Below are 24,243 nucleotides of genomic sequence, written 5' to 3'. Positions count from 1 at the left end.
CGGGGGAGAAGTCCGTGAGCGAGGGATCCTATAACGCGGTGACCTGGCTGCTCGACCGCAACGTCGAGGACGGCAGGGGAGGCAAGCTCGTCTTCGACGACACCGTCTCGCGGCTCACCTATGGCGAGCTCCAGCGCGAGACCCGGCGCGCCGCCAACATGCTGCGCCGGCTCGGGGTCCGCCGCGAGGAGCGCGTTGCGATGATCATGCTGGACACGGTCGATTTCCCGATCGTGTTCCTGGGCGCGATGCGCGCCGGCATCGTGCCGGTGCCGCTGAACACGCTGCTGACCGCGGACCAATACGCCTATATCCTCGCCGATTGCCGTGCGCGCGTGCTGTTCGTCTCCGAAGCGCTCTATCCTGTTATCAAGGACGTCGTCGGCCGCATGCCGGATCTCGAGCATGTCGTGGTGTCCGGCGCCAAGCAGAACGGTCACAAGCAGCTCGCGGAAGAGCTCGCTGATGAGAGCGACCAGTTTACGACCGCCGCGACGCATCCGGACGAGCCGGCGTTCTGGCTCTACTCGTCGGGCTCGACCGGCATGCCCAAGGGCGTGCGCCATCTGCATTCGAACCTGCAGGCGACCGCCGACACCTATGCGAGCCAGGTGCTCGGCATCCGCGAGAGCGACGTCTGCCTGTCTGCGGCAAAATTGTTCTTCGCCTATGGCCTCGGCAATGCGCTGACTTTTCCGATGTCGGTCGGCGCCACCGTGGTGCTGAACAGCGAGCGCCCGACGCCGGCGCGCATGTTCGACCTGATGAACAGGTACAATCCCTCGATCTTCTACGGTGTGCCGACGCTGTTCGCGGCGATGCTCAACGACGAGACGATGAAGGCCGAGCGCGGCGGCAAGTCGCTCCGCATCTGTACCTCGGCCGGCGAGGCGCTGCCGGAATCCGTCGGCAACAGCTGGAAGGCGCGCTTCGGCGTCGACATCCTCGACGGCGTCGGCTCGACCGAGCTCTTGCACATCTTCCTGTCGAACGCGCCCGGCGACATCAAATACGGCTCCTCCGGCAAGCCGGTGCCGGGCTATGCGGTGCGGCTCGTCAACGAGGCCGGCCAGGATGTCGCCGACGGCGAGGTCGGCGAGCTGCTGGTCGATGCGCCCTCCGCCGGTGAGGGCTACTGGAACCAGCGCCACAAGAGCCGCCGCACCTTTGAAGGTCCGTGGACCCGCACCGGCGACAAATATGTCCGCGATAACGAAGGCCGCTACACCTTCTGCGGCCGCGCCGACGACATGTTCAAGGTGTCCGGCATCTGGGTCTCGCCGTTCGAGGTCGAGAGCGCGCTGATCACGCATCCCGCCGTGCTCGAAGCCGCCGTCGTGCCGGAAGCCGATCCGGAAGGCCTGCTGAAGCCGAAGGCGTTCGTCGTGCTGCGACCCGGCGCGGCGACGGCGGATCTGCAGGAAATGCTGAAGGAGCACGTCAAGCAGAAGATCGGCCCGTGGAAATACCCGCGCTGGATCGACGTGGTGGAGTCGCTGCCGAAGACCGCGACGGGGAAGATCCAGCGGTTCAAATTGCGGGAAGGGGCGAATTGAGCGCGTTGAGATTGACGCACGCTGTTGCGCTCCCTCCCCCCTTGCGGGGGAGGGCGGGGGAGAGGGGTGGCCCAGGAGACGGTATTCGTTGTGAGCGCTAGATGGTCTTCGTCACACTGAGAGTCACCGTGTGGCACCCCTCTCCCTAGCCCTCCCCCGCAAGGGGGGAGGGAACGACTGAGCGAGTGGCGCGTGATTGCGTTCCACGTTGGATGAGACTGAAGAGCAGAGTGACAGCATGACCAACCTCACCCCCACCGGCTTCCTGACCATCGGCAACGCCAGCCTCGAATACAAATGGCTCGCGCCACAAGCCGCTGACGGCCCCACCATCGTCATGCTGCACGAAGGCCTCGGCTCCGTCGGCCTGTGGGGCGACTTCCCGGAAAAACTCCAGCAAGCCACCGGCGCCGGCATCTTCGTCTATTCGCGCGCGGGCTACGGCCAATCCAGCGCGGTCACGCTGCCGCGGCCGCTCGATTACATGCATCGCGAGGCGCTGGATGTGCTGCCGAAGATCCTCGACGCAATTTCCTTCAAGCGCGGCCTCCTGCTCGGCCATTCCGACGGCGCCTCCATCGCGACGATCTATGCCGGTGCGCATCAGGATCACCGCCTGCAAGGCCTCGCGCTGATGGCGCCGCATTTCATCGTCGAGGACATCTCGGTCAAATCCATCGCAGCGATCAAGACGACCTTCGAGACCACCGACCTCAAGGCGAAGCTCGCGCGCTGGCACAAGGACGTCGACAACGCCTTCTACGGCTGGAACGGCGCCTGGCTCGATCCGAAATTCCGCGACTGGGACATCTCGGAATACCTCGCCTACATCCGCGTTCCCATCCTGGTCGTGCAGGGCAAGGACGACCAATATGGGACACTGCGACAGGTCGATATTGCGCAGGAAGAGTGCTATTGTCCGGTAGATTTGAAAATTATTTCAGACGCGGGACATTCCCCGCATCGTGAAGCGCCGGGGGCGACGCTTGACGCGATTGAGCAATTTGCAGAAGCGGCCCTGCGCGACGATCAGGGACTTCAAGGACGCGCCGCATGATCCTGCGGAGGCACATCCATGAATGTGCCTTCCGATGCGAGCGGCCCGTTGCCGTGGCCGCGATGGGCCTATGTGCCGGGCGAGACCGGCGGGGTCGACGCGGATTACGAGACGCTTGATTTGGCCAAGGCGCTGGTGCCCCCGGCGTTCCGCGGCTATGTGCCGGCGCGCCATCCGGCGCTGCGCTACGGGCTAGCGCTCAACGACCGCGGCTATTTCTGGGAATCGCAGGAGGTGCTGGAAGCGGTGTGGGCCGCTGCCCCGCAAGGTGGCCGCGAGCGCATCCTGCTGCGCGCCTGCATTCACATCGCCAATGCCAATTTGCGACTGCGCATGCAGCGGCTGCATTCGGCCGCGCGCTTGTTCGGCGACGCGCAGGCGGAGTTGCGAGCGCTGAACTCGCGCAAGGCGGCCGCGGGCGGCGACGGCTTTGTCGAGAGCTTCCCCATTCCGGCGCTGACGGCTCTGCTCCAGGCCAAGCTGGGCCGTCCCCAACTCTCCAAGGCGGACTGGATCACCCTCGGCGCCATTGTGCGGTCTTAATAGGCTTCATGAAACAAAGTGCATGCGATGGCTGTTAAGGGCTAGACGATTTCGAAAAGATGCACTATTGTGCATCTAACGCTACAGCCAAAACGCATAATCAAGCTCAAGGGTGGCCCATGGCCGGGGAAGATCGGCGCCTCGCAGGCGGCGCGACATTCATCGATTTCCAGACCGAACCGTCCCGCTACAAGCACTGGAAGCTCGCGGTCGATGGCGACGTCGCCACCCTGACCATGGACGTCGACGAGAATGGCGGCCTGTTCGAGGGCTATCTGCTCAAGCTCAATTCCTACGATCTCGGCGTCGACATCGAGCTGGCGGACGTCGTCCAGCGTCTGCGCTTCGAACACCCCGAGGTAAAGGTCGTGGTGATGCGCTCGGCCAAGAACCGCGTGTTCTGCGCCGGCGCCAACATCCGGATGCTCGCCGGCTCCACGCATGCCCATAAGGTGAACTTCTGCAAATTCACCAACGAGACCCGCAACGGCATGGAAGATTCGTCGGAGAATTCCGGCCAGCGCTTCATCACGGTGGTGAACGGCTCGGCCGCCGGCGGCGGTTATGAGCTGGCGCTCGCGACCGACCACATCATCCTCGCCGATGACGGCTCATCGGCCGTTGCTCTGCCCGAAGTGCCGTTGCTCGCGGTGCTGCCGGGCACCGGCGGCCTCACCCGCGTCGTCGACAAGCGCAAGGTGCGCCGCGACCACGCCGATTTCTTCTGCACCATCGAGGAAGGCGTGAAGGGCAAGCGCGCCGTGCAGTGGCGCCTCGTCGACGAGATCGCGCCGAACTCGAAGCTGGAGGCCAAGATCGCCGAGCGCGCCAAGGAGTTCGCAGGCCAATCGAAGCGCAAGGGCAGCGGCAAGGGCATCGCGCTGACGCCGCTCAGGCGCGTCATCGACGAGACCAGCATCCGCTACGGTTTTGTCGGTGTCGACATCGATCGCACGGCGCGCATCGCCACCATTTCGATCAAGGCGCCGGAGGCCGCTCCGCCCGCCGACATCGACGGCATGATGGCGCAGGGGCCTTCGTTCTGGCCGCTTCAGGTCGCGCGCGAGCTCGACGACGCCATCCTGCATCTGCGCATCAACGAGCTCGAGATCGCCATGCTGGTGTTCAAGAGCCATGGCGACCGTGCCCACGTGCTGGCATCCGATGCCTTCCTCGAAGCCAACAAGGCGCACTGGCTGGTCAACGAAATCAGGCACTACTGGAAGCGCGTGCTGAAGCGCATCGACGTCACCTCGCGCACGCTGGTGACGCTGGTCGAGCCCGGCTCCTGCTTTGCCGGCACGCTGGCCGAGCTCGTCTTCGCCGCCGACCGCTCCTACATGCTGATCGGCACGCGCCAGGGCGACAACCGTCCGCCGCCGTCGATCGAATTGTCGGCCATGAACTTCGGTCCGTATCCGATGAGCCACGGTCTGACCCGCCTGGAATCGCGTTTCCAGGCCGATCCGTCCGACGTCGAGCGTGCGGAAGCCACCATGGGCACCGCGCTCGACGCCGAGCAGGCGGAAGAACTCGGCCTCGTCACCTTCGCGCTCGACGACATCGATTGGGACGATGAGGTCCGTGTGTTCCTGGAGGAGCGCGCCAGCTTCTCGCCCGACAGCCTCACCGGCATGGAAGCCAGCCTGCGCTTTGTCGGCCCCGAGACGATGGAATCAAAAATCTTCGCGCGCCTCACCGCGTGGCAGAACTGGATCTTCCAGCGCCCGAACGCGGTCGGCGAGGAAGGCGCACTGCGCCGCTACGGCAGCGGCCAGAAGCCGAAATTCGATATGACGAGGGTTTAGCGAGTAGGGAGTGGTGAATGCCGAATAGGGATTTCCATTCGCTACTCACCATTCGCCATTCGCAAGCTCGCGGTTCGATGCCAATCGTTGAATGAATCAGTCCCCCACGGGAGGTCCACCATGAACATCATGAACGTCGACTATTCGACCAAGATTCCGAACAACGTCAATCTCGCTGAAGACCGCCAGGTGCTGAAGGCGCTGGAAGGATGGCATCCCGGCTATATGGATTGGTGGAGCGACATGGGGCCGGAAGGCTTCCAGGAATCGCTGGTTTACCTGCGCACCGCCTACTCCGTCGATCCGCGCGGCTGGGCCAAGTTCGATTACGTCCGCATGCCCGACTACCGCTGGGGCATTCTGCTTGCGCCGCAGGAGGAGAATCGCGTCGTTCCGTTCGGCGAGCATTTCGGCGAGCCTGCCTGGCAGGAAGTCCCGGGCGAGTATCGCGCCATGCTGAGGCGCCTGATCGTGATCCAGGGCGACACCGAGCCGGCTTCGGTCGAGCAGCAGCGCCACCTCGGCAAGACCGCGCCCTCGCTCTACGACATGCGCAACCTGTTCCAGGTCAATGTCGAGGAAGGCCGCCATCTCTGGGCGATGGTCTATCTGCTCCAGAAGTACTTCGGCCGCGACGGCCGCGAGGAAGCGGATGACTTGCTGCGTCGTCGCTCCGGCGATGCCGATGCGCCGCGCATGCTCGGTGCGTTCAACGAGGCGACGCCGGACTGGCTGTCCTTCTTCATGTTCACCTACTTCACCGACCGCGACGGCAAGATGCAGCTGCACTCGCTCGCGCAGTCGGGCTTCGATCCCTTGTCGCGCACCTGCCGTTTCATGCTGACGGAAGAAGCGCACCACATGTTCGTCGGCGAGACCGGCATCACCCGCGTCGTGCAGCGCACTTGTGACGCGATGCGCGAAGCCGGCATCACCGATCCGACCGATATCGCAAAGGTTCGCGCGCTCGGCGTCATCGACCTGCCGACGATCCAGAAGAAGCTGAACCTGCACTATACGCTGTCGCTCGACCTGTTCGGCTCGGAAGTCTCGACCAACGCGGCCAACGCCTTCAACACCGGCATCAAGGGCCGTTATCACGAGACCCAGATCGACGACGATCACCAGCTCAAGAACGCCACCTATCCGGTGCTCAAGTTCATCAACGGCGAGATCAAGCTGGTCGACGAGCCGGCGCTGACCGCGCTCAACATGCGCCTGCGCGACGATTACAGCCAGGACTGCGTCAAGGGCATGCTGCGCTGGAACAAGGTGATCTCGACCGCGGGCTATGATTTCAAGCTGACGCTGCCGAACGTTGCGTTCCACCGCCACATCGGCGAGTTCAAGGACATGCATGCGACGCCCGACGGCATCTTGATCGACGATGCCACCTGGGCGAAGCGCAAGGACGAGTGGCTGCCCTCGACCGCCGACGGCGACTTCATCACCTCGCTGATGCAGCCCGTCACCGAGACCGGCAAGTTCGCCTCCTGGATCTCGCCGCCGAAAGTCGGCATCGACAACAAGCCCGGCGATTTCGAGTACGTGAAGATCGAGTCGTAAGCGTTAGACGCCGCTCGCGCCACGCGAATGCTGCCATCACCCGCGAAAGCGGGTGATCCAGTATTCCAGAGGCGGCTGTGCTTAGCCGAGAAGCCGCAGCGTACTGGATGCCCCGGTCAAGCCGGGGCATGACAGTGGAGTGTGAGGCGCGCTCGGTGCTGATGCGCGCCGCCTACCCCGCGATCTCCAGTCCCGCATTCGCGTAGACCACGCCGCCATCGACCACGATGGTGTTGCCGACCACATAATCACCCGCGCGCGAGGCGAGGTAGATCGCCACGCCGGCCATGTCCTCGTCGGTTCCGATGCGCCGCGCCGGAATGCGCTTGGCGACCTCGTCCGCATGGTCGCGCGCGGCGCGGTTCATGTCGGACTTGAACGCGCCCGGCGCGATCGCGGTGACGTTGATGTTGTCCTTGATCAGTTTCGTCGCCATGCGCCGCGTCAGATGGATCACGGCGGCCTTGCTGGCGGCGTAGGAATAGGTCTCGCTCGGATTGACGAAGATGCCGTCGACCGAGGCGATGTTGATGACCTTGGCGGGCCGCTCGTGCGAGGCCGCCGCGCGCAGCGGTGCGGCAAGCGCCTTGGTCAGGAAGAACAGCGACTTGACGTTGAGGTCCATCACCTTGTCCCAGCCGCTCTCCGGGAATTCGTCGAACTCCGCGCCCCAGGCCGCACCCGCATTGTTGACGAGGATGTCGAGCTTCGGCTCCAGCTTGATGATCTCGGAGGCCAGCCTGTCGCAGCCTTCCACAGTTGAGATGTCGATCGGCAGCGCGATGCATTCGCCGTCATACTGGCCTGACAGCTCTTTCGCCGTCGCCTCGCATGGCCCGGCCTTGCGTGCGGTGATGTAGACCTTCGCCGCGCCTTGCGCGAGGAAGCCCGCCGCGATCATCTTGCCGATGCCGCGCGAGCCGCCGGTCACGAGCGCGACACGGCCTTTGAGCGAGAACAGATCGTTGAACATGGTGCCTCCCTTGGTTGGCGACGTTTTGAGCGCGGCGGAGAGGGGAGTCAATCTCCGCCGTCGCTCTTGCGGAGCGCTTCTCAGGATGAGGTCTGAGTGATGGATCAGGCCGCCGCGATCCGGCGAAAGCCGTTCCACATCGCGGTCGCGGCGCCTGAGGTCAGCACCGGCAAAATTCGCGCGTCCTGGTAATTGCCGTTGAGCGAGACGCGCGGCAGCGCGGTCATGTGGCCGGCGTTCTCGGCGAACAGCATGCCGGGCCGGGTCGTCACCGCGGTCTTGAAGCCGGCCGATGCGGCGAGTGCGAATTCGCGCTCGCCCGCCGCTTCGCGGTCGCCATAGGGGTAGGCGAAGTGCAGTACGGTACGACCGAGCGCCTGCTCGATCCGCGCGCGGCTTACCGCCATCTCCTGTGCGGCGATCCCCTCGCTCTGCTTGGCGAGATTGCAATGGCTGATGGTGTGCGCGCCGATCGTGACCAGCGGATCGGCGGAAAATGCCTTCACCTCGTCCCAGGACAGGCACAGGCTGCGGCACAGTGCGGCCATGTCGACGTCGTATCTGGCGCAGAGCGCCTCGATCTCGCGCTTGAGATCATGTTCGCCCGGCAGCGCGCGCAGCCAATCGTGCAGGCGGTCGAACGCCATTTGTTTTTCGGCAGGGGTCGTTGCATCCAGCCGCAGCGCGGAATTGCCGATCTGGATGTCGATCTGTTCGGCCTTGGCGATCACGGCCTCCAGCGCGGTCCACCACAGACGTCCAGTGCCTTCGGCAAACTCGCTCGCGACATAGACGGCCAGGGGCGCGTCAAATTCGCGCAGAACCGGCAGCGCGAATTCGAGATTGTCGCGGTAACCGTCGTCGAGGGTGAAGGCGGCGAAGGGGCGGGTGAACCGGCCCTGCACCAGCCGCTCATGCAGCTCGTCCATGCTGACGATGTCGATCCCGCGCGAACGCAAATGGCTCAGCGTGGCGCGCAGGAAATCGGGGGTGACTTCGAGGTGCCGGTTCGGCTGGAACGCGGCCTCGCGGGCCGGTCGCACGTGGTGCAGCATGAAAATGGCGCCGACGCCTGACAAGAGCGGGCGCAACAGGTGGTGTGCCCCGCTGAAATAGAGTGCCCCCAGCCCGGCGCGGATGACGTTGTTTCGGAGTTGTTTCATGACCGGCTGGCGAACTCTGGCATTCCACTTTCAACTTACGGAAGAACCCTTGAAGAAAAAGTTATTCCAATTGTCGACGCATGGCCTTCGGAAGGGCATCATTTCCGGTTTGACAGCCCGCCAAGGGTTTGTTTTGTCTCCGGTTCCAGAGTTCGGGTCGTTGAATGCAGAAGCTTTTCAGGTGGGCCAGCAAATGGTGGCCAGGGCTGATCCCCCTGGCCGTCATGTGGGGATTTGCGGCCTGGAATAATACCTTGCCGGTCGAGGCGGACCTGTCCGCCCGCAGTTCGGCGGCGCTCAAGGAGACCGTTCTGGACAAGACCCGGATCGCGGTGGACGGCCGGGACGTCAGCCTGGCCGCGGACGCCTTTTCCGAGGAGGGGCGCCGCGATGCCGTGATGGCGGTCGAGCTCGTCCCGGGCGTGCGCCTGGTCGACGACCGGACCCGCCTTGTTCCCGAAGCAACGCCCTTCGTCTGGAATGCCGAGCGTGACGTGGTGCGGGTGACGCTGTCCGGCTCCGCGCCCCTGCCGTCGATGAAGGCGCGCCTGACCGAGGCCGCGCGCAAGGAGGTCAGCGGGACCGAGGTCGCCGATCAGATGGGTCTGGCGCGCGGCGCGCCGCTGCGGTTCGAGGCGGCCGCGATGCTGCTGCTCGACCAGATCGGCAAGCTCAAGGACGGCAAGATCACGATCACCGACACCAAGGTCAACCTGTCGGGCATGGCGCGCGACCTCGGCGGCCGTGAGGCGATTGCGGCCGCGCTCAAGAACCTGCCCGAGGGCTTTTCGGTCGCCGCCAACGATGTCAAGGCGCCGCCCTACATCTTCCAGGCCTACAAGGATCCGGTTGCGGCGACTGTGACGCTGACGGGCTACGTGCCTGACAACAACGTGCACGCGGCCATTGCAACGAGTGCCTCGCGAAAGTTCTTCACCGAAAAGGTCGTCGACAATCTCAAGGCCAGCGTCGGCGCACCCGGCTCCTTCAATACTGCCGTGGTCGCAGCGCTCGGCGCGTTGTCGCGGTTGTCGACCGGTACGCTCGTGGTGTCCGATCGCGAGGTGAAGCTGTCGGGCGATGCGCTCTATGAAGGGGCTGCCAACGACATCCGCGCAGGCCTCGGCAAGGACTTCCCGAAGAACTGGCAGTACAAGCCGGAGATTACGGTGAAGCCTGCCGCGGGCCCGGTCGACGGCACGGTCTGCCAGCAATTGTTCTCGGAGCTCCTGAACAAGGGCAAGATCCGCTTCGCAACGAAACGCGCCGACATTGATCCGGATTCCGCCGGCATTCTCGACCATCTGATCGAGACGGCGCTGCGCTGCCCCACCACCAATATCGAGGTGGCCGGCCACACCGATGCCGATGGTGAGGACTCCTTCAACCAGGCTCTCTCTGAGAAGCGCGCGCAGGCCGTGATCGACTATCTGGTTAAGGCCGGGCTGCCGGCCACCCGCTTCACCCCGGTCGGCTATGGCGCCACGCAGCCCCTCGCCGGCAATGACACCGACGAAGGCAAGGCGCAGAACCGCCGCATCGAATTTCTGGTGAGGTGATGATGCCCTATCTCGTCTCGTTCCATCTGGGCTGGCTGATCGGCTCGCTGCTGCTGGGCTTTTGCATGGGCTGGATCTCGGTAGTCCAGCGCGGTAACGGCACCTCGAAGGTGACCGCGCGCTGGCTCGCCGTGCTTGCCGCCGCGCTGGTCGCAGCCTCCTTCGCGCATGTGGTGCCCGGCCGCTTCGGCTATTGGCTCGATCTCGGGCTGGTCATGTTCGCCTGCTACCTCGTCGGCTGCACTATCGGCGCCTGGCTGCGCGACAGGGTGGTCTCGCGGAGCCAGCCTGCTGCTTAGGTCTTCAGGCTCGCTCGGAGGGCGGGCCTCTATCCAACATTGCGATAACGGCCTGATCGGCAAGCAAATTGCCGAACGATCAGAATGCGCTTGACATTAATACGTACGTACGTATTATTTTCGCATGCCAAAGCCTTCGCTCAAAGACGCCATCCTCGATGCCGGCCTGAAGGTCATGTTCCGGACCGGATATCACGGCACCAGCGTGCGCGACGTCACCGCTGCGGCAGGCGCGCCGCAGGGGTCCTTCACCAACCATTTTCGCTCCAAAGAGGTATTCGCCTCCGAGGTGCTCGACCGCTACTTCGACACCACGAGGGGGCTGGTTGCGGAGGCGCTCGACGACACCTCGCTGACGCCGCGCGCGCGGCTGCGCCGCTATCTCGACATCATCACCGGCCGGCTCGAGGCCGACGGCTATGGCCGCGGCTGCCTGATCGGTGATCTCAGCCTGGAGGCATCGGCCAGCAGCGAAATGCTGCGCGCGCGTCTCGCCGAAATCTTCGCCGAATGGCGCGCGCCGTTCGCCGTCTGCATCAGGGACGCCCAGACGTGCCGCGAGATCGCATCCGATTTCGCGCCCGAAGAGCTCGCCGATTTCCTGCTCGCGTCCTGGCAGGGCGCGATCCTGCGCATGAAGGTCGACCGCAATCCCAACGCCCTCGAACGTTTCAAGACCATCGCCTTTCAAACCGTCTTCAGGGAGCTGACATGAGCAAGCCAACTGAAATCGAATTTCTCAAAGCGTCGGTGCTGGGAAGCACGATGGCCTATCGCGAGGCGGGAAATCACGAGGCGCCCGCTGCCCTGTTCCTGCACGGCAACCCGACGTCGTCGCATATCTGGCGCAACATCCTGCCGCTTGTATCGCCGGTCGCACATTGCATCGCGCCCGATCTCGTCGGCTTCGGCCAATCCGGTAAGCCCGACATCGGCTATCGCTTCGTCGACCACGTCCGCTATCTCGATGCATTCATCGAACAGCGCGGCATCAAATCGGCCTATCTCGTCGCACAGGACTGGGGTACCGCGCTCGCATTCCATCTCGCCGCGCGCCGGCCGGATTTCGTGCGCGGCCTTGCCTTCATGGAGTTCATCCGCCCGATGCCGACCTGGCAGGACTTTCACCACACCGAGGTCGCGGAGGAGCAGGACCACGCCGAGGCGGCGAGGGCGACGTTCCGCAGATTTAGGACGCCGGGCGAGGGCGAAGCGATGATCCTCGAGGCGAATGCGTTCGTCGAACGCGTGTTGCCCGGTGGCATCGTCCGCAAGCTCAGCGAGGACGAGATGGCGCCCTACCGTGCGCCATTCCCGACGCCGGAGAGCCGCCGGCCCGTTCTCGCCTTCCCCCGCGAACTGCCGATCGCGGGCGAGCCTGCCGACGTCTACGAGACGCTCCAATCCGCGCATGCGGCGCTCGCAGCATCGTCCTATCCGAAGCTGTTGTTCTCGGGCACGCCCGGTGCGCTCGTCGCGCCCGAATTCGCCGAGCGGTTCGCAGCCTCGCTGAAGCACTGCGCATTGGTCCGCCTCGGACCCGGGCTGCACTTTCTCCAGGAGGATCACGCCGAGGCGATCGGCCGCTCCGTCGCCGGCTGGATCGCCGGCATCGAAGCCGTGCGGCAGCAGCGCGCTGCCTGAAGGCGAGCGAGATGGCTGATGTGACCATCATCTATTGCCGTCCCTGCGGCTACGAGAAGCGCGCCAAGGACGCCGCTGCTGCGCTGCGGCAGCATCCGGCGCTGGAGCCGGTTCTCGTCCCCGCCAAGGGTGGGATCTTCCAGGTCAAGGTCGGCGACAGCATCGTCGCGAGCCGCAGCAAGGGCCACTTCCTCGGTACCGACGAAATCGTGGCCGCCGTCACTTCCGCGTGGCACTGATCCGGGGCGGAATCCGATCGCCTCCTGAGGCCGCGGCCTTTCGGCCCACCGGAAACCCCTGAGCAACAGCTCCGGCCACCCCTCTTTCGCCAGGCGGGGGCGGCCCATAGATTGACGTCGGCTTAAGTCGTGACGGAACATTGTGCGGCCGAAATCATCAAAACTTCATGGCGACTGCGCAGGATTGCCATGGAGATTCGCGTCAGTCTTGCCGCCGAAAGCGCCAATCCGTGCATCTGGAGCCCGCAACCCTGCCTAAAATATTGAAGGCACGAGTATTTGTTCGAATTGCTGAATTCCACTCCGCCCCAAAACGCGCTAGTGGAAGGGCATGGGGCATGCGCGATGCCGGAGCCGGCGGCGAGGGCTCGTTGAATGCCTGTGCGTCGTCCGCCTGTCCGCCGGCCACCCTGGCCGCTGAAGCGTTGTTCGAGGTCTAGATGCTGGAAGCCATACGCAGGGCGATGACGTTTCTGCGCCAGAAGCAAGTCCTGCATAAGCTTGGAGTTGTGATCAGCGTCGCGGTCATCGGCATCGCTTGCTATGTGCTCTACCACATGCTGCGGGGGATCGACGTCAACGAGGTCCTCGAAGCGATCAAGAGCACCGAGCCGAGCCAGATTGCGATGGCGGCGCTGTTCGTGGCCGCAGGCTATTTCACCCTGACCTTCTACGATCTGTTCGCTGTGCGCGCGATCGGCCACGCCCATGTGCCCTACCGCATCAATGCGCTCGCCGCCTTCACCAGCTATTCGATCGGCCACAATGTCGGCGCCAGCGTCTTCACCGGCGGCGCGGTGCGCTACCGCATCTATTCGGCCTATGGCCTGAACGCGATCGACGTCGCAAAGATCTGCTTTCTCGCCGGCCTGACCTTCTGGCTCGGCAATGCCGCGGTGCTCGGCCTCGGCATCTCCTACCATCCGGAAGCCGCGGCCTCGATCGACCAGCTTCCGCCCTGGCTGAACCGCATGCTGGCGATGATGATCATCGTGGGGCTGGTCGCCTATGTGGTCTGGGTCTGGACCCAGCCGCGGGTGGTCGGCCGCGGGCCCTGGACCGTGGTGCTGCCGGGCGGCCCGCTGACGCTGCTCCAGATCGCCATCGGCATCATCGATCTCGGCTTCTGTGCGCTCGCGATGTACGTGCTGGTCCCGGACGAGCCCAATCTCGGCTTCGTCGTGGTGGCGGTGATCTTCGTCTCGGCGACCTTGCTCGGTTTCGCCAGCCACTCGCCGGGAGGGCTCGGCGTGTTCGATGCCGCCATGCTGGTCGGCCTCTGGCAGATGGATCGCGAGGAACTACTGGGTGGCATGCTCCTGTTCCGCGTCCTCTATTATCTCTCCCCCTTCGTCATATCTGTAATCTTGCTGACGTTTCGCGAAGTTATAATCGGCGCTCGATCGAAGCGCTTGCAGCAGGCGGCGCTCAAGCTCGACCCCGGCCCGGCGCGTGAAGCCGCCTATGTGAGAGAGCGCAGCGACAGCGGCGCCTGACCGGCGCATCCCCTTAGGAGAAGTCCGCCCCGATGGCGATCGACGCCCCATCTTCTCCCTCCGCGCAGCCCTGGTCCGACCGGCTGCGGCACTCGACCGTCATCCTGATCGCCGCGGCGCTGACGCTGTCGGTGGTGGTCTCGCTCGGCGAATTGTCGGTGATGCGGGCGGCCACGGTGTTCCTCTGCATCGCGGCCGCGGCGCTGATCCCCTGGCGGCTGCACGACAATGCCGCCTCGCGCGACGACACCCGCCGCGTCAACCCGGTCGAGAGCGCGGCGGTGGCCGCGGTCGTCGCCGGCATGCCGGATCCGGCGGTGCTGCTCGACCGCGCCGGGCGTGTCATCCATCTCAATGCCGCTGCCGCCCAGCTGGCGCCGGCGCTGCGCAAGAACGAGCTCGCCCAGTTCGCGCTGCGCTCTCCGGAGATCATCACGGCGCTGCGTGAATCGATCGCCACCACCGAACCGCGGCGCGCGACCTATCTCGACCATGTCCCGGTCGATCGCTGGATGGAGCTGATCATCACGCCGGTGCCGGTGCCGACCTCCTTCGGCGGCGCGGACAAATGCATGCTGATGACCTTCCACGACCAGACGCCGCTGCGCCGGGTCGAGGAGATGCGCGCAGACTTCGTGGCCAATGCCAGCCACGAGCTGCGCACGCCGCTCGCCGCGCTGTCGGGCTTCATCGACACGCTCCAGGGCCAGGCCAAGGACGATCCCAAGGCGCGCGAGCGGTTCCTCGGCATCATGCACAACCAGGCGACCCGGATGGCGCGCCTGATCGACGATCTGCTCTCGCTGTCGCGGGTCGAACTGTCGGCCCATGTGCGGCCCGACACCCTGGTCGACCTGTTGCCGATCATCTTCCAGGTCGCCGACGGGCTCGAGCCGCTGGCGCGGGAGCGCCAGGTCGAGGTCGAAACCCATCTACCTGAGACCCCGGTGATGATCGCGGGCGACCGCGAGGAATTGCTCCGCCTGTTCGAGAACCTGATCGAGAACGCGCTCAAATACGGGGCGTCGGGCGGACGTGTCATCGTGTCGCTGGCCGCCGCGGCAGCCACTGATGGAACTCAGGAAATCCGGGTCATGGTCCGCGATTTCGGCCCCGGCATCGCGCCCGAGCACCTGCCGCGGCTGACCGAGCGGTTCTACCGGGTCGACGTCGGCGACAGCCGCTCGCAGGGTGGGACGGGACTCGGATTATCGCTGGTGAAACATATTCTTAACCGCCATCGCGGCCGGCTTTTGATCGAGAGCGTGCCCAAGCAGGGCGCCGTTTTCACGGCCTGTTTTCCCCAGGCGAAGACCACGGCTTCAACCTGATATTCAAGCGATTTCAAACGCTTGTATGTGTCATCCAGCTGTCACGAAACCTTCGTAAAAGCACAGCCGACCGCTCCTAAAGGGGCGGCACGGGGAGCGCGATCGGGCGCGGACGGCGCTTCGCTCCCCTGTATGGAGACCACCATGAATTTCATCAAAACTATCGTCGCTGCCGGCTTGGTCGCCGCATCGGCGACGGCGGCCTTTGCTGCCGACATCACGGGTGCCGGCGCGACGTTCCCGTTCCCGATCTATTCCAAGTGGGCTGACGCCTACAAGAAGGAGACCGGCAACGGTCTGAACTACCAGTCGATCGGCTCTGGCGGCGGCATCAAGCAGATCCAGGCCAAGACCGTGACCTTCGGCGCCAGCGACGCGCCGCTCAAGGCCGAGCAGCTCGAGAAGGACGGCCTCGTCCAGTGGCCCATGGTGATGGGCGCCATCGTTCCCGTCGTCAACATCGAGGGCGTGAAGCCCGGTGAGATGGTGTTCGACGGCGAGACCCTCGCCAGCATCTATCTCGGCAAGATCACCAAGTGGGACGACGCCGCGATCAAGAAGCTCAATCCGAACGTGAAGCTGCCGTCGGACGCGATCACCGTGGTCCGCCGCTCGGACGGCTCGGGCACCACCTTCAACTTCACCAACTACCTCGCCAAGGCCAGCGCGGACTGGAAGAGCAAGGTCGGTGAGGGTACCGCCGTCGAGTGGCCGGTCGGCGTCGGCGCCAAGGGCAACGAAGGCGTGTCGGGCAACATCAGCCAGACCAAGAACTCGATCGGCTACGTCGAGTACGCCTATGCCAAGCAGAACAAGCTGACCTACACCGGTCTCGTCAACAAGGCCGGCAAGCCGGTGCAGCCGACCGTCGAGGCCTTCCAGGCCGCTGCTTCCAACGCCGACTGGGCCAAGGCTCCGGGCTACTACGTCATCCTGACCGACCAGCCCGGCGACAAGTCCTGGCCGATCACGGCGGCGACCTTCATCCTCATGCACAAGGATGCCACCGACAAGGCGGCCTCGCAGGAAGCCATCAAGTTCTTCCGCTGGGCCTTCAAGAACGGCGGCAAGGCGGCTGAAGAGCTCGACTACATCCCGATGCCGGACCCGGTCGTCCAGCTGATCGAGAAGACCTGGGCTGCCGAGATCAAGAGCTAAGCGCTCTCGTCCCGGACTGGGCGCCGGGATCTCGCAAGACCTCCGCTCCGGATCGGCCTCGCGCCGCATCCGGAGCGCAAGACCGACAACAAGACCGACAACAAGCGTATATCAAACGGGCACAGGGGATCGGCGTGGCAGAGATGGCCGTTCAGAGCGATGTAATCGACGACGCCGGACCGTACGACCGCGCCAAGGCCTTGAGCGCCTTCAAGCTCGGCGACGTCACCTTCTACTGGATCACGCGGCTCTCCGCGATCTCGGTGCTGCTCATCCTCGGCGGCATCATCATTTCGCTGATCGTCGGCGCCTTCCCGGCGATGAAGGAATTCGGCATCTCCTTCCTGTGGACGCAGCGCTGGGCGCCGTCAGCCGATCCGCCGGTTCTCGGCGCGCTCGGACCGATCTACGGCACGCTCGTCACCTCCTTCATTGCGATGCTGATCGCCATTCCCGTGGGTCTCGGCATTGCGATCTTCCTCACCGAGCTCTGCCCGCAATGGGCGCGCCGCCCGATCGGCATGGCGATCGAGCTGCTCGCCGGCATCCCCTCGATCATCTACGGCATGTGGGGCTTCTTCGTGCTGGGCCCGTTCCTGGCCAACACCTTCCAGCCCTTCATGATCAAGATCTTCGACGGCGTTCCCGTGCTGGGGGCTATCTTCGCGGGACCGCCGTCCTATCTCAGCCTGTTCAACGCCTCGCTGATCCTTGCGATCATGGTGCTGCCCTTCATCACCTCGATCTCGGTCGACGTGTTCAAGACGGTGCCTCCGGTCCTCAAAGAGGCCGCCTACGGCGTCGGCTGCACCACCTGGGAAGTCGTCCGCAGTGTGGTGATCCCCTACACCCGCGTCGGCGTCATCGGCGGTGTCATGCTGGCCTTGGGTCGCGCGCTCGGCGAGACGATGGCGGTGACCTTCATCATCGGCAATTCGTTCCGCATCTCCTCGTCGATCTTCGCGCCGGGCACCACGATCTCGGCGGCGATCGCGTCCGAATTCGCCGAAAGTGACGGCCTGCACCAGTCCGGCCTGATCCTGCTCGGTCTCCTGCTGTTCGTGCTGACGTTCTTCGTGCTCGCGGCTGCCCGGCTGATGCTGATGCGGCTGGACCAGAAAGCGGGAAAATAACATGAACCCGATCTATTCACGCCGCCGCCGCAAGGACATCGTGGTCCGCGGGCTCTGCTTCGGCGCCGCCGCCTTTGGCGTCACCTGGCTCGCGCTGATCCTAGTCACGCTGCTCTACAACGGCCTTGCGGGTTTGAACCTGGAGATCTTCGTCGCGGACACTCCGCCTCCGGGTTCGACTGAAGGCGGCCTGCGCAACGCGATCGTCGGCTCGCTGATCATGACGGTGCTCGGTGTCGGCATCGGCGCGCCGCTCGGCTTGTTCGCCGGCACCTATCTCGCCGAGTACGGCCGCAACGACAAGCTGACCTCGGTGATCCGTTTCATCAACGACATCCTGCTTTCGGCGCCCTCGATCATCATCGGCCTGTTCATCTACGGCGCGGTAGTGGTGCCGATGCGCGGTTTCTCGGCGATCGCCGGCAGTCTTGCGCTCGCCGTCATCGTCATTCCGGTGGTGCTGCGTACGACCGAGGACATGCTGCTGCTGGTGCCGAACGCGCTGCGCGAGGCGGCGTCCGCGCTCGGCCTGCCGCGCTCGCTGGTGATCAAGCGCATCGCTTATCGCGCCGCGCGCTCCGGCCTCATCACCGGCGTGATGCTGGCCACCGCCCGCGTCGCCGGCGAGACCGCGCCGCTGCTTTTCACCGCGCTGTCGAACCAGTTCTTCAGCCTCGGCCTGAACAAGACGATGGCGAACCTGCCGGTTACCATCAACAACTTCGTGCAGAGCCCCTACGCCTACTGGAAGCAGCTCGCTTGGAGCGGCGCCTTGCTGATCACTTTGACCGTGCTTGCCCTGAACATTGGCGCGCGCATTCTTAGCGCCGAGAGGACTGCAAAATGAGCGAAATGTCTGTTTCCGTCAGTACGCCCGCCGTTCAGCACGGCTCGCAGCCGCTGCCCGAGGCGCCCGCCAAGGTGACGGTTCGCAACCTCAACTTCTACTATGGCGAGCACCACGCGCTGAAGAACATCAATCTGGCGCTCGGCACCAACCGCGTCACGGCGTTCATCGGCCCGTCGGGCTGCGGCAAGTCCACCCTGCTGCGCATCTTCAACCGGATGTACGACCTCTATCCGGGCCAGCGCGTCACGGGTCAGCTCATGCTCGACCAGACCAACATCCTCGACCCCAAGCTGGACCTCAATCTGCTGCGCGCCCGCGTCGGCATGGTGTTCCAGAAGCCGACGCCGTTCCCGATGACGATCTACGAGAACATTGCCTTCGGCATCCGTCTCTACGAGAAGATCTCGAAGTCCGAGATGGACGACCGCGTCGAGAAGGCGCTGCGCGGCGGCGCGCTGTGGAACGAGGTCAAGGACAAGCTCAACGCCTCCGGCCTGTCGCTCTCCGGCGGCCAGCAGCAACGCCTCTGCATCGCCCGCACGGTCGCGGTGCGGCCCGAGGTGATCTTGTTCGACGAGCCCTGCTCGGCGCTCGACCCGATCTCGACCGCCAAGGTCGAGGAGCTGATCCAGGAGCTGTCCGAGAACTACACGATCGCGATCGTCACCCACAACATGCAGCAGGCGGCGCGCGTCTCCGACAAGACCGCCTTCATGTATCTCGGCGAGCTGATCGAGTTCGACGACACCAGCAAGATCTTCACGTCGCCGACCGACCGGCGCACGCAGGATTACATCACCGGCCGGTTCGGCTGAGGAGACGGAACATGGGTTCTGAACATACCGCAAAGGCCTTCGACACCGACCTCCAGGAGCTCACGCGCCTGGTCGCCGAGATGGGCGGCATCGCCGAGCGCATGATCGTCGACTCCGTCGACGCGCTGATCCGCCGCGACGTCGCGCTCGGCCAGCGCGTCGTGACCATCGACGCCGAGCTCGATGCGCTTCAGAAGAAGATCGAGGAGCGCGCCGTGCTCACCATCGCGCGCCGCCAGCCGATGGCGGTCGATCTGCGCGAGATCGTCGGCGCCATGCGCGTCGCGACCGATCTCGAGCGGATCGGCGACCTCGCCAAGAATATGGGCAAACGCGTCGCGGCGCTGGAGACCGATTTCCATCCGCTCAAGCTGTTCCGCGGCCTGGAGCACATGACCGACCTCGTGCAGCAGCAGGTCAAGTCGGTGCTGGACGCCTATGCCGCGCACGATCTGCCGGCGGCGATGGCGGTGTGGAAGGGCGACGAGGAAGTCGATGCCATCTGCACCTCGCTGTTCCGCGAGCTTCTCACCTACATGATGGAGGATCCACGCAACATCTCGTTCTGCATCCACCTGATGTTCTGCGCCAAGAACATCGAGCGCATCGGTGACCACGCCACCAACATTGCCGAGACCGTGTTCTACATGATCGAGGGCCACGCGATCACCGACAAGCGGCCGAAGGGCGACATGACGACCTTCGCCACGACGGTCCCGAACACTTAAGGAGCGACGACACCATGGGCGCACGCATTATGGTGGTTGAGGACGAGGAAGCTCTCACCGAGCTTCTCCGCTACAACCTCGAAGGCGACGGCTATGACGTCGAGACGGTGATGCGCGGCGACGATGCCGACACCCGCCTCAAGGAGCACATCCCTGATTTGATCGTGCTCGACTGGATGCTGCCGGGCCTTTCCGGCATCGAGCTGTGCCGGCGGCTGCGCACCCGGCCCGAGACCAAGCAGCTCCCGATTATCATGCTCACCGCGCGCGGCGAGGAGAGCGAGCGGGTGCGGGGTCTTGCGACCGGCGCCGACGACTACATCGTCAAGCCGTTCTCGGTGCCGGAGCTGCTGGCACGCGTGAAGGGCCTGCTCAGGCGCGCCAGCCCGGAGCGGCTCGCCACCGTGCTCGCCTATGGCGACATCGAGCTCGACCGCGACAAGCGCCGCGTGGCGCGCTCGGGCCGGCCGATCGATCTCGGTCCGACCGAATATCGCCTGCTGGAGTTCTTCCTGGAGCATCCCGGCCGCGTATTCTCGCGCGAGCAGCTGCTCGACAGCGTCTGGGGTCGTGACATCTACATCGACGAGCGCACCGTCGACGTCCATATCGGCCGCCTGCGCAAGCTGCTCAATCTCGGCCGCGAGCAGGACCCGATCCGCACCGTCCGCGGCGCGGGCTACGCACTGGACGATCGCTTTGCGAAGGCGGAGCAGGCGTAAGCTTTAGCGGGTGTTGGTTTTAGCGAGCTGCGGCTCAGCCGTCGTCCCGGGGCGCGCGCAGCGCGAGCCCGGGACCCATAACCACAGGACGTGGTTTGGCGAAGACTCGAAGTGACCATCTCGCGCAACAACTGCGCCCTGTGGTTATGGATCCCCGCGTTCGCGGGGATGACACCGAGTCATTGGAGCCGTCATCGCGTGACGGCGCCGTCTTGGCAATCAGTGAATTCCGATAACTCAGCGCGGACCCGGCTTCGCCGGCGCGCGCCGGCGATCGGCCGCGGGCTGATACGCCACGCGCGAGTGCTGGGCGCAGTAGGGCAGGCCTGAGAGCGCCTTGCCGCCGCAGAAGAAGAAATCCGGGCTCGAGGGATCGCCGACCGGCCAGTGGCAGGTGGCCTCGTTCAGCTCCAGCAGCGACAGCCGCTGGCTCATCGGCACGACGTTGTCGTAGGTGACCGGTTCGGCCTCGACCTCGACTTCGAAGGCCTGCGCCAGCGCGGTGTTGCCGCGTGCGATCGGCCGGGTCACCCGCATCATGTGCTGGGCGGGGCGCGCCTTGCGCGGCCGGGGCGCTGCCGATGAAGGGCTCTTGGCGCGGCCCGACAGGCCGAGCCGGTGCACTTTGCCGATCACGGCATTGCGGGTCACATTGCCGAGTTCAGCGGCGATCTGGCTGGCCGAAAGTCCGGCCTCCCAGAGCTTTTTCAGCTGCTCGACGCGATCATCCGACCAGGTCAAAACGGTCATTGCACCCTTTCCTTCGCCGGCGCCTGCCATCCTGGCGGCCGCACGGCGAATGCCTAAGCTTCGAAAAACCCGTGCCGCCAGAATCCCTTAAGGCTCGCCGGGCGCACCAGATGCGCCCGAACGCTTACGCCGGTACATGAGGACTTAGAGGATCAGAACTGCTGCACGAGATGTCGTATCTGACAAGCCAAACGCTACAATATGGCGTGACTCACGCGCAAGAGTCCGCCGACTCGCTTCCACATGTTCCGTGGCGGAAACACGCAAAATCGCCACCGCAAGACTACGGATTCTGCGTTTCGCGAGGCTTTCCGGGCGGCATTGACACCGGTTTCACCAGGCATAAGATAGTCGGGCGTGCCGCCCTTAAAAGGCGGCACGTTTCGTTTTCCGGGCCGGTCAATGGTGCGTTGCGCAATGCACGCTCACGCCGTCCGCAACATTCAAGTGATCGTCATGACTAACAGCGCAGCGCCGCATTTGCTCCCCGTTTTCGCCAGGTCCGACCTCGGTTTCGAGCGCGGCGAAGGCTGCTGGCTGATTGCGACCAACGGCGATCGCTATCTCGATTTCACCTCGGGCGTGGCGGTGAATGCGCTCGGCCATGCTCATCCTGCGTTGGTCAAGGCGTTGCAGGAGCAGGCCACCAAACTCTGGCACATGTCGAACCTGTTCCAGAGCCCGGACGGCGAGAAGCTTGCCGCGCGTCTGTGCAACGAAAGCTTCGCGGACTTCGTGTTCTTCTGCAATTCCGGCGCTGAAGCGCTGGAAGGTGTGATCAAGCTGGTCCGCCATCATCACTTCTCGAAGGGTCATCCGGAACGTTACCGCATCATCACCTTCGAAGGCGCCTTCCACGGCCGCACGCTGGCAACGCTCGCCGCGACCGGATCGGCAAAATATCTCGAGGGGTTCGGCCCGCCGATGGACGGTTTCGACCAGGTCCCGCATGGCGACATCGAAGCCGTCAAGAAGGCGATCGGTCCGCAGACCGCCGGCATCCTGATCGAGCCGATCCAGGGCGAGGGCGGCGTGCGTTCAGCAACGCCCGCCTTCCTGAGGGCGTTGCGCCAGCTCTGCGACGAGAAGGGCCTGCTGCTCGCGTTCGACGAGGTGCAGACCGGCATGGGCCGCACCGGCGATCTGTTCGCGCATCGCCGCACCGGCGTCACGCCTGACGTGATGTCGCTGGCCAAAGCGCTCGGTGGCGGTTTCCCGATCGGCGCGGTGCTGGCGACCGCGGACGCGGCTGCCGGCATGGGGCCCGGCTCGCACGGCTCGACCTTCGGCGGCAATCCGCTCGCGATCTCGGCTGCCAACGCCGTGCTCGACGTCATGCTCAAGCCCGGCTTCTTCGACCACGTGCAGAAGATGTCGCTGCTGCTCAAGCAGAAGCTCGCCTCCGTGATCGATCGTTATCCCGACATCGTCAGCGAAGTGCGCGGCGAAGGCCTTCTGATCGGCATCAAGGCCGTGGTGCCGTCAGGCGATCTCGGCGCGGCATTGCGCAACGAAAAATTGCTCACGGTCGGTGCCGGCGACAATGTCGTGCGTTTCCTGCCGCCCTTGATCGTCACCGAAGCCGAGATCGAGGACAGCGTCGGGCGGCTCGAACGCGCCTGCGCCGCGATCTCGTCCAGTCAGACCAAGCGGGCGGCAAGCTGATGAGCAAGTCCCCGAAGCACTTTCTGGATATCAACGAGCTCCCGTTGTCGGAGCTCAAGAGCATGCTCGCGGCCTCCTCCGCCATGAAGGCGAAGCAGAAAGCGCACCAGCCGGTGAAGCCGCTGGAAGGCAAGACGCTGGCGATGATCTTCGAGCGTCCGTCCACGCGCACCCGCGTCTCGTTCGACGTCGCCATGCGCCAGCTCGGTGGCGAGCCCATCATGCTGACCGGCGCCGAGATGCAGCTGGGCCGCGGCGAGACCATCGCCGACACGGCGCGCGTGCTGTCGCGCTATGTCGACGCCATCATGATCCGCATCCTCAATCACGAGGCCCTGCTGGAGCTGGCGGAATATGCGACGGTGCCCGTCATCAACGGCCTGACACGGCGCTCGCACCCGTGCCAGGTGATGGCCGACCTGATGACCTACGAAGAGCATCGCGGCCCGATCGAGGGCAGGACGGTGGCCTGGACCGGCGACGACAACAATGTGCTGGCGTCCTGGGCGCATGCCGCCGAGCGTTTCAAGTTCAAGCTCAATGTCGCGACGCCGCCGGAGCTCGCGCCGAAAAAGGTGATGCGGGACTTCATCAAGGCCACCGGCGCGCCGATCGTGCTCGGCACCGATCCCGAGGCCGCCGTGAAGGGGGCCGACTGCGTCGTCACCGACACCTGGGTGTCGATGGGCGACAAGGAAGGCGAGCACCGTCACAACGTGCTCAAGCCCTATCAGGTCAATTCGAAGCTGATGTCGCTGGCCAAGCCCGATGCGCTGTTCATGCATTGCCTGCCCGCCCATCGCGGCGAGGAAGTCACGGACGAAGTGATCGACGGCCCGCAATCGGTCGTGTTCGACGAGGCCGAAAACCGCCTGCATGCGCAGAAGGGCATTCTGGCCTGGTGCTTTGACGCGGTGAAGTAACGCGACGGTGGAGCGGGTGGCCGCGCCGGTGGCCGCATCCACTGCCGTCGTCCCGGACCAGCGCCGCACAGCGGCGCGCCGATCCGGGATCCATAACCACAGGAAGTTGCTTGGCGAGGACTCGGAGTGGTCGTCGCCGGTTACATCGTAATCCTGTGGTTATGGGTCCCGGGCTCGCGCTTTGCGCGCCCCGGGATAACCTGAGTTTATCGTGCTTTCGTGCGATCTAGTCTGCATGCCGGGGAGCGCTCCGCGCCCTCTTCCA

The 24,243-nt window shown here is 64.7% G+C and carries 23 protein-coding genes; 20 read left to right on the top strand and 3 right to left on the bottom strand.

Features of this window, described 5'->3' with window-relative positions:
• The first annotated feature begins 14 nt into the window (after nt 1-14).
• The 5 genes from ACKWRH_RS44015 to boxB all read left to right on the top strand — a co-directional run bounded on the left by ACKWRH_RS44015 (nt 15) and on the right by boxB (nt 6,530).
• Nucleotides 15-1,556, top strand: a complete 1,542-nt coding sequence (locus tag ACKWRH_RS44015; protein ID WP_445218632.1) for a benzoate-CoA ligase family protein — start codon at nt 15-17, stop codon at nt 1,554-1,556.
• A 238-nt stretch (nt 1,557-1,794) separates the two neighbouring features.
• Complete coding sequence (locus ACKWRH_RS44010) at nt 1,795-2,613, top strand: alpha/beta fold hydrolase (protein WP_445218631.1); 819 nt, start codon at nt 1,795-1,797, stop codon at nt 2,611-2,613.
• Nucleotides 2,614-2,631: 18 nt separating this feature from the next.
• Nucleotides 2,632-3,156, top strand: a complete 525-nt coding sequence (locus ACKWRH_RS44005; RefSeq protein ID WP_445218630.1) for a DUF309 domain-containing protein — start codon at nt 2,632-2,634, stop codon at nt 3,154-3,156.
• Nucleotides 3,157-3,275: 119 nt separating this feature from the next.
• On the top strand, nt 3,276-4,964 hold the full coding sequence (boxC, locus tag ACKWRH_RS44000; RefSeq protein WP_445218629.1) for a 2,3-epoxybenzoyl-CoA dihydrolase: 1,689 nt from the start codon (nt 3,276-3,278) through the stop codon (nt 4,962-4,964).
• Nucleotides 4,965-5,093: 129 nt separating this feature from the next.
• Nucleotides 5,094-6,530, top strand: a complete 1,437-nt coding sequence (boxB, locus tag ACKWRH_RS43995; RefSeq protein WP_445222587.1) for a benzoyl-CoA 2,3-epoxidase subunit BoxB — start codon at nt 5,094-5,096, stop codon at nt 6,528-6,530.
• Nucleotides 6,531-6,702: 172 nt separating this feature from the next.
• Here the strand turns inward: boxB and ACKWRH_RS43990 are convergent, their stop codons facing one another.
• A complete protein-coding gene (locus ACKWRH_RS43990; protein WP_445218628.1) occupies nt 6,703-7,503 on the bottom strand; it encodes an SDR family oxidoreductase in 801 nt (266 codons plus the stop codon).
• 104 nt (nt 7,504-7,607) lie between these two features.
• Nucleotides 7,608-8,666 (bottom strand): polysaccharide deacetylase family protein, encoded by a 1,059-nt coding sequence (locus ACKWRH_RS43985; protein WP_445218627.1) that lies wholly within the window; start codon nt 8,664-8,666, stop codon nt 7,608-7,610.
• Nucleotides 8,667-8,830: 164 nt separating this feature from the next.
• Between ACKWRH_RS43985 and ACKWRH_RS43980 the strand changes: the two genes are divergently transcribed.
• The 13 genes from ACKWRH_RS43980 to phoB all read left to right on the top strand — a co-directional run bounded on the left by ACKWRH_RS43980 (nt 8,831) and on the right by phoB (nt 20,640).
• Complete coding sequence (locus ACKWRH_RS43980; protein WP_445218626.1) at nt 8,831-10,225, top strand: OmpA family protein; 1,395 nt, start codon at nt 8,831-8,833, stop codon at nt 10,223-10,225.
• Nucleotides 10,226-10,227: 2 nt separating this feature from the next.
• Entirely contained in the window at nt 10,228-10,524 is a 297-nt protein-coding gene (locus tag ACKWRH_RS43975) for a hypothetical protein (protein ID WP_063979886.1), read from the top strand.
• Nucleotides 10,525-10,648: 124 nt separating this feature from the next.
• Nucleotides 10,649-11,239 carry a TetR family transcriptional regulator C-terminal domain-containing protein gene (locus ACKWRH_RS43970; RefSeq protein WP_445218625.1) on the top strand — a complete coding sequence of 197 codons (591 nt, stop codon included), beginning with the start codon at nt 10,649-10,651 and terminating at the stop codon, nt 11,237-11,239.
• Nucleotides 11,236-12,168, top strand: a complete 933-nt coding sequence (locus tag ACKWRH_RS43965) for a haloalkane dehalogenase (protein ID WP_445218624.1) — start codon at nt 11,236-11,238, stop codon at nt 12,166-12,168. The genes ACKWRH_RS43970 and ACKWRH_RS43965 overlap by 4 nt, the downstream gene beginning before the upstream one ends.
• Nucleotides 12,169-12,179: 11 nt before the next feature.
• Nucleotides 12,180-12,407 (top strand): Rdx family protein, encoded by a 228-nt coding sequence (locus ACKWRH_RS43960; protein WP_445218623.1) that lies wholly within the window; start codon nt 12,180-12,182, stop codon nt 12,405-12,407.
• Between the two features lie 440 nt (nt 12,408-12,847).
• The gene (locus ACKWRH_RS43955) at nt 12,848-13,903 is read left to right on the top strand and encodes a lysylphosphatidylglycerol synthase domain-containing protein (RefSeq protein WP_282525054.1); all 1,056 of its coding nucleotides are present in this window, start codon (nt 12,848-12,850) and stop codon (nt 13,901-13,903) included.
• A 32-nt stretch (nt 13,904-13,935) separates the two neighbouring features.
• Nucleotides 13,936-15,234, top strand: coding sequence for an ATP-binding protein (locus tag ACKWRH_RS43950; protein ID WP_445218622.1), 1,299 nt, complete (start codon nt 13,936-13,938; stop codon nt 15,232-15,234).
• A 144-nt stretch (nt 15,235-15,378) separates the two neighbouring features.
• On the top strand, nt 15,379-16,392 hold the full coding sequence (gene pstS / locus ACKWRH_RS43945) for a phosphate ABC transporter substrate-binding protein PstS (protein ID WP_445218621.1): 1,014 nt from the start codon (nt 15,379-15,381) through the stop codon (nt 16,390-16,392).
• A 143-nt stretch (nt 16,393-16,535) separates the two neighbouring features.
• Nucleotides 16,536-17,525: a phosphate ABC transporter permease subunit PstC gene (gene pstC, locus ACKWRH_RS43940; protein WP_445222586.1), complete on the top strand. Its 990-nt coding sequence runs from the start codon at nt 16,536-16,538 to the stop codon at nt 17,523-17,525.
• A 1-nt stretch (nt 17,526) separates the two neighbouring features.
• Nucleotides 17,527-18,372: a phosphate ABC transporter permease PstA gene (gene pstA, locus ACKWRH_RS43935; RefSeq protein ID WP_445218620.1), complete on the top strand. Its 846-nt coding sequence runs from the start codon at nt 17,527-17,529 to the stop codon at nt 18,370-18,372.
• Nucleotides 18,369-19,190 carry a phosphate ABC transporter ATP-binding protein PstB gene (pstB, locus tag ACKWRH_RS43930; protein WP_254123879.1) on the top strand — a complete coding sequence of 274 codons (822 nt, stop codon included), beginning with the start codon at nt 18,369-18,371 and terminating at the stop codon, nt 19,188-19,190. The genes pstA and pstB overlap by 4 nt, the downstream gene beginning before the upstream one ends.
• Before the next feature lie 11 nt (nt 19,191-19,201).
• The gene (phoU, locus tag ACKWRH_RS43925; protein WP_445218619.1) at nt 19,202-19,918 is read left to right on the top strand and encodes a phosphate signaling complex protein PhoU; all 717 of its coding nucleotides are present in this window, start codon (nt 19,202-19,204) and stop codon (nt 19,916-19,918) included.
• 14 nt (nt 19,919-19,932) lie between these two features.
• The gene (gene phoB / locus ACKWRH_RS43920) at nt 19,933-20,640 is read left to right on the top strand and encodes a phosphate regulon transcriptional regulator PhoB (RefSeq protein WP_014491300.1); all 708 of its coding nucleotides are present in this window, start codon (nt 19,933-19,935) and stop codon (nt 20,638-20,640) included.
• A 237-nt stretch (nt 20,641-20,877) separates the two neighbouring features.
• On the opposite strand, the gene ACKWRH_RS43915 is transcribed toward phoB, so the two are convergent.
• Nucleotides 20,878-21,390: a GcrA family cell cycle regulator gene (locus ACKWRH_RS43915; protein WP_014491301.1), complete on the bottom strand. Its 513-nt coding sequence runs from the start codon at nt 21,388-21,390 to the stop codon at nt 20,878-20,880.
• Nucleotides 21,391-21,846: 456 nt separating this feature from the next.
• Here ACKWRH_RS43915 and ACKWRH_RS43910 point away from each other — a divergent pair, with 456 nt between their 5' ends.
• Nucleotides 21,847-23,055 carry an aspartate aminotransferase family protein gene (locus ACKWRH_RS43910; RefSeq protein ID WP_212095151.1) on the top strand — a complete coding sequence of 403 codons (1,209 nt, stop codon included), beginning with the start codon at nt 21,847-21,849 and terminating at the stop codon, nt 23,053-23,055.
• Complete coding sequence (gene argF, locus ACKWRH_RS43905) at nt 23,055-23,978, top strand: ornithine carbamoyltransferase (RefSeq protein WP_014491303.1); 924 nt, start codon at nt 23,055-23,057, stop codon at nt 23,976-23,978. Before ACKWRH_RS43910 ends, argF begins: the two co-directional genes overlap by 1 nt.
• The last annotated feature ends 265 nt before the right edge of the window (nt 23,979-24,243 follow it).

Source organism: Bradyrhizobium sp. Pa8 (assembly GCF_052588265.1).
Note: the sequence above shows the minus strand (reverse complement) of the source record. Positions and strands in the feature narration are given on the sequence as shown.

Excerpts from the sequence above, each read along its gene's own strand:
- ACKWRH_RS44010 (WP_445218631.1), top strand. The coding sequence starts at position 1,795 with ATGACCAACCTCACCCCCACCGGCTTCCTGACCATCGGCAACGCCAGC.
- ACKWRH_RS44005 (WP_445218630.1), top strand. The coding sequence starts at position 2,632 with ATGAATGTGCCTTCCGATGCGAGCGGCCCGTTGCCGTGGCCGCGATGG.
- boxC (WP_445218629.1), top strand. The coding sequence starts at position 3,276 with ATGGCCGGGGAAGATCGGCGCCTCGCAGGCGGCGCGACATTCATCGAT.
- boxB (WP_445222587.1), top strand. The coding sequence starts at position 5,094 with ATGAACGTCGACTATTCGACCAAGATTCCGAACAACGTCAATCTCGCT.
- ACKWRH_RS43990 (WP_445218628.1), bottom strand. The coding sequence starts at position 7,503 with ATGTTCAACGATCTGTTCTCGCTCAAAGGCCGTGTCGCGCTCGTGACC.
- ACKWRH_RS43985 (WP_445218627.1), bottom strand. The coding sequence starts at position 8,666 with ATGAAACAACTCCGAAACAACGTCATCCGCGCCGGGCTGGGGGCACTC.
- ACKWRH_RS43980 (WP_445218626.1), top strand. The coding sequence starts at position 8,831 with ATGCAGAAGCTTTTCAGGTGGGCCAGCAAATGGTGGCCAGGGCTGATC.
- ACKWRH_RS43975 (WP_063979886.1), top strand. The coding sequence starts at position 10,228 with ATGCCCTATCTCGTCTCGTTCCATCTGGGCTGGCTGATCGGCTCGCTG.
- ACKWRH_RS43970 (WP_445218625.1), top strand. The coding sequence starts at position 10,649 with ATGCCAAAGCCTTCGCTCAAAGACGCCATCCTCGATGCCGGCCTGAAG.
- ACKWRH_RS43965 (WP_445218624.1), top strand. The coding sequence starts at position 11,236 with ATGAGCAAGCCAACTGAAATCGAATTTCTCAAAGCGTCGGTGCTGGGA.
- ACKWRH_RS43960 (WP_445218623.1), top strand. The coding sequence starts at position 12,180 with ATGGCTGATGTGACCATCATCTATTGCCGTCCCTGCGGCTACGAGAAG.
- ACKWRH_RS43955 (WP_282525054.1), top strand. The coding sequence starts at position 12,848 with ATGCTGGAAGCCATACGCAGGGCGATGACGTTTCTGCGCCAGAAGCAA.
- ACKWRH_RS43950 (WP_445218622.1), top strand. The coding sequence starts at position 13,936 with ATGGCGATCGACGCCCCATCTTCTCCCTCCGCGCAGCCCTGGTCCGAC.
- pstS (WP_445218621.1), top strand. The coding sequence starts at position 15,379 with ATGAATTTCATCAAAACTATCGTCGCTGCCGGCTTGGTCGCCGCATCG.
- pstC (WP_445222586.1), top strand. The coding sequence starts at position 16,536 with ATGGCCGTTCAGAGCGATGTAATCGACGACGCCGGACCGTACGACCGC.
- pstA (WP_445218620.1), top strand. The coding sequence starts at position 17,527 with ATGAACCCGATCTATTCACGCCGCCGCCGCAAGGACATCGTGGTCCGC.
- pstB (WP_254123879.1), top strand. The coding sequence starts at position 18,369 with ATGAGCGAAATGTCTGTTTCCGTCAGTACGCCCGCCGTTCAGCACGGC.
- phoU (WP_445218619.1), top strand. The coding sequence starts at position 19,202 with ATGGGTTCTGAACATACCGCAAAGGCCTTCGACACCGACCTCCAGGAG.
- phoB (WP_014491300.1), top strand. The coding sequence starts at position 19,933 with ATGGGCGCACGCATTATGGTGGTTGAGGACGAGGAAGCTCTCACCGAG.
- ACKWRH_RS43915 (WP_014491301.1), bottom strand. The coding sequence starts at position 21,390 with ATGACCGTTTTGACCTGGTCGGATGATCGCGTCGAGCAGCTGAAAAAG.
- ACKWRH_RS43910 (WP_212095151.1), top strand. The coding sequence starts at position 21,847 with ATGACTAACAGCGCAGCGCCGCATTTGCTCCCCGTTTTCGCCAGGTCC.
- argF (WP_014491303.1), top strand. The coding sequence starts at position 23,055 with ATGAGCAAGTCCCCGAAGCACTTTCTGGATATCAACGAGCTCCCGTTG.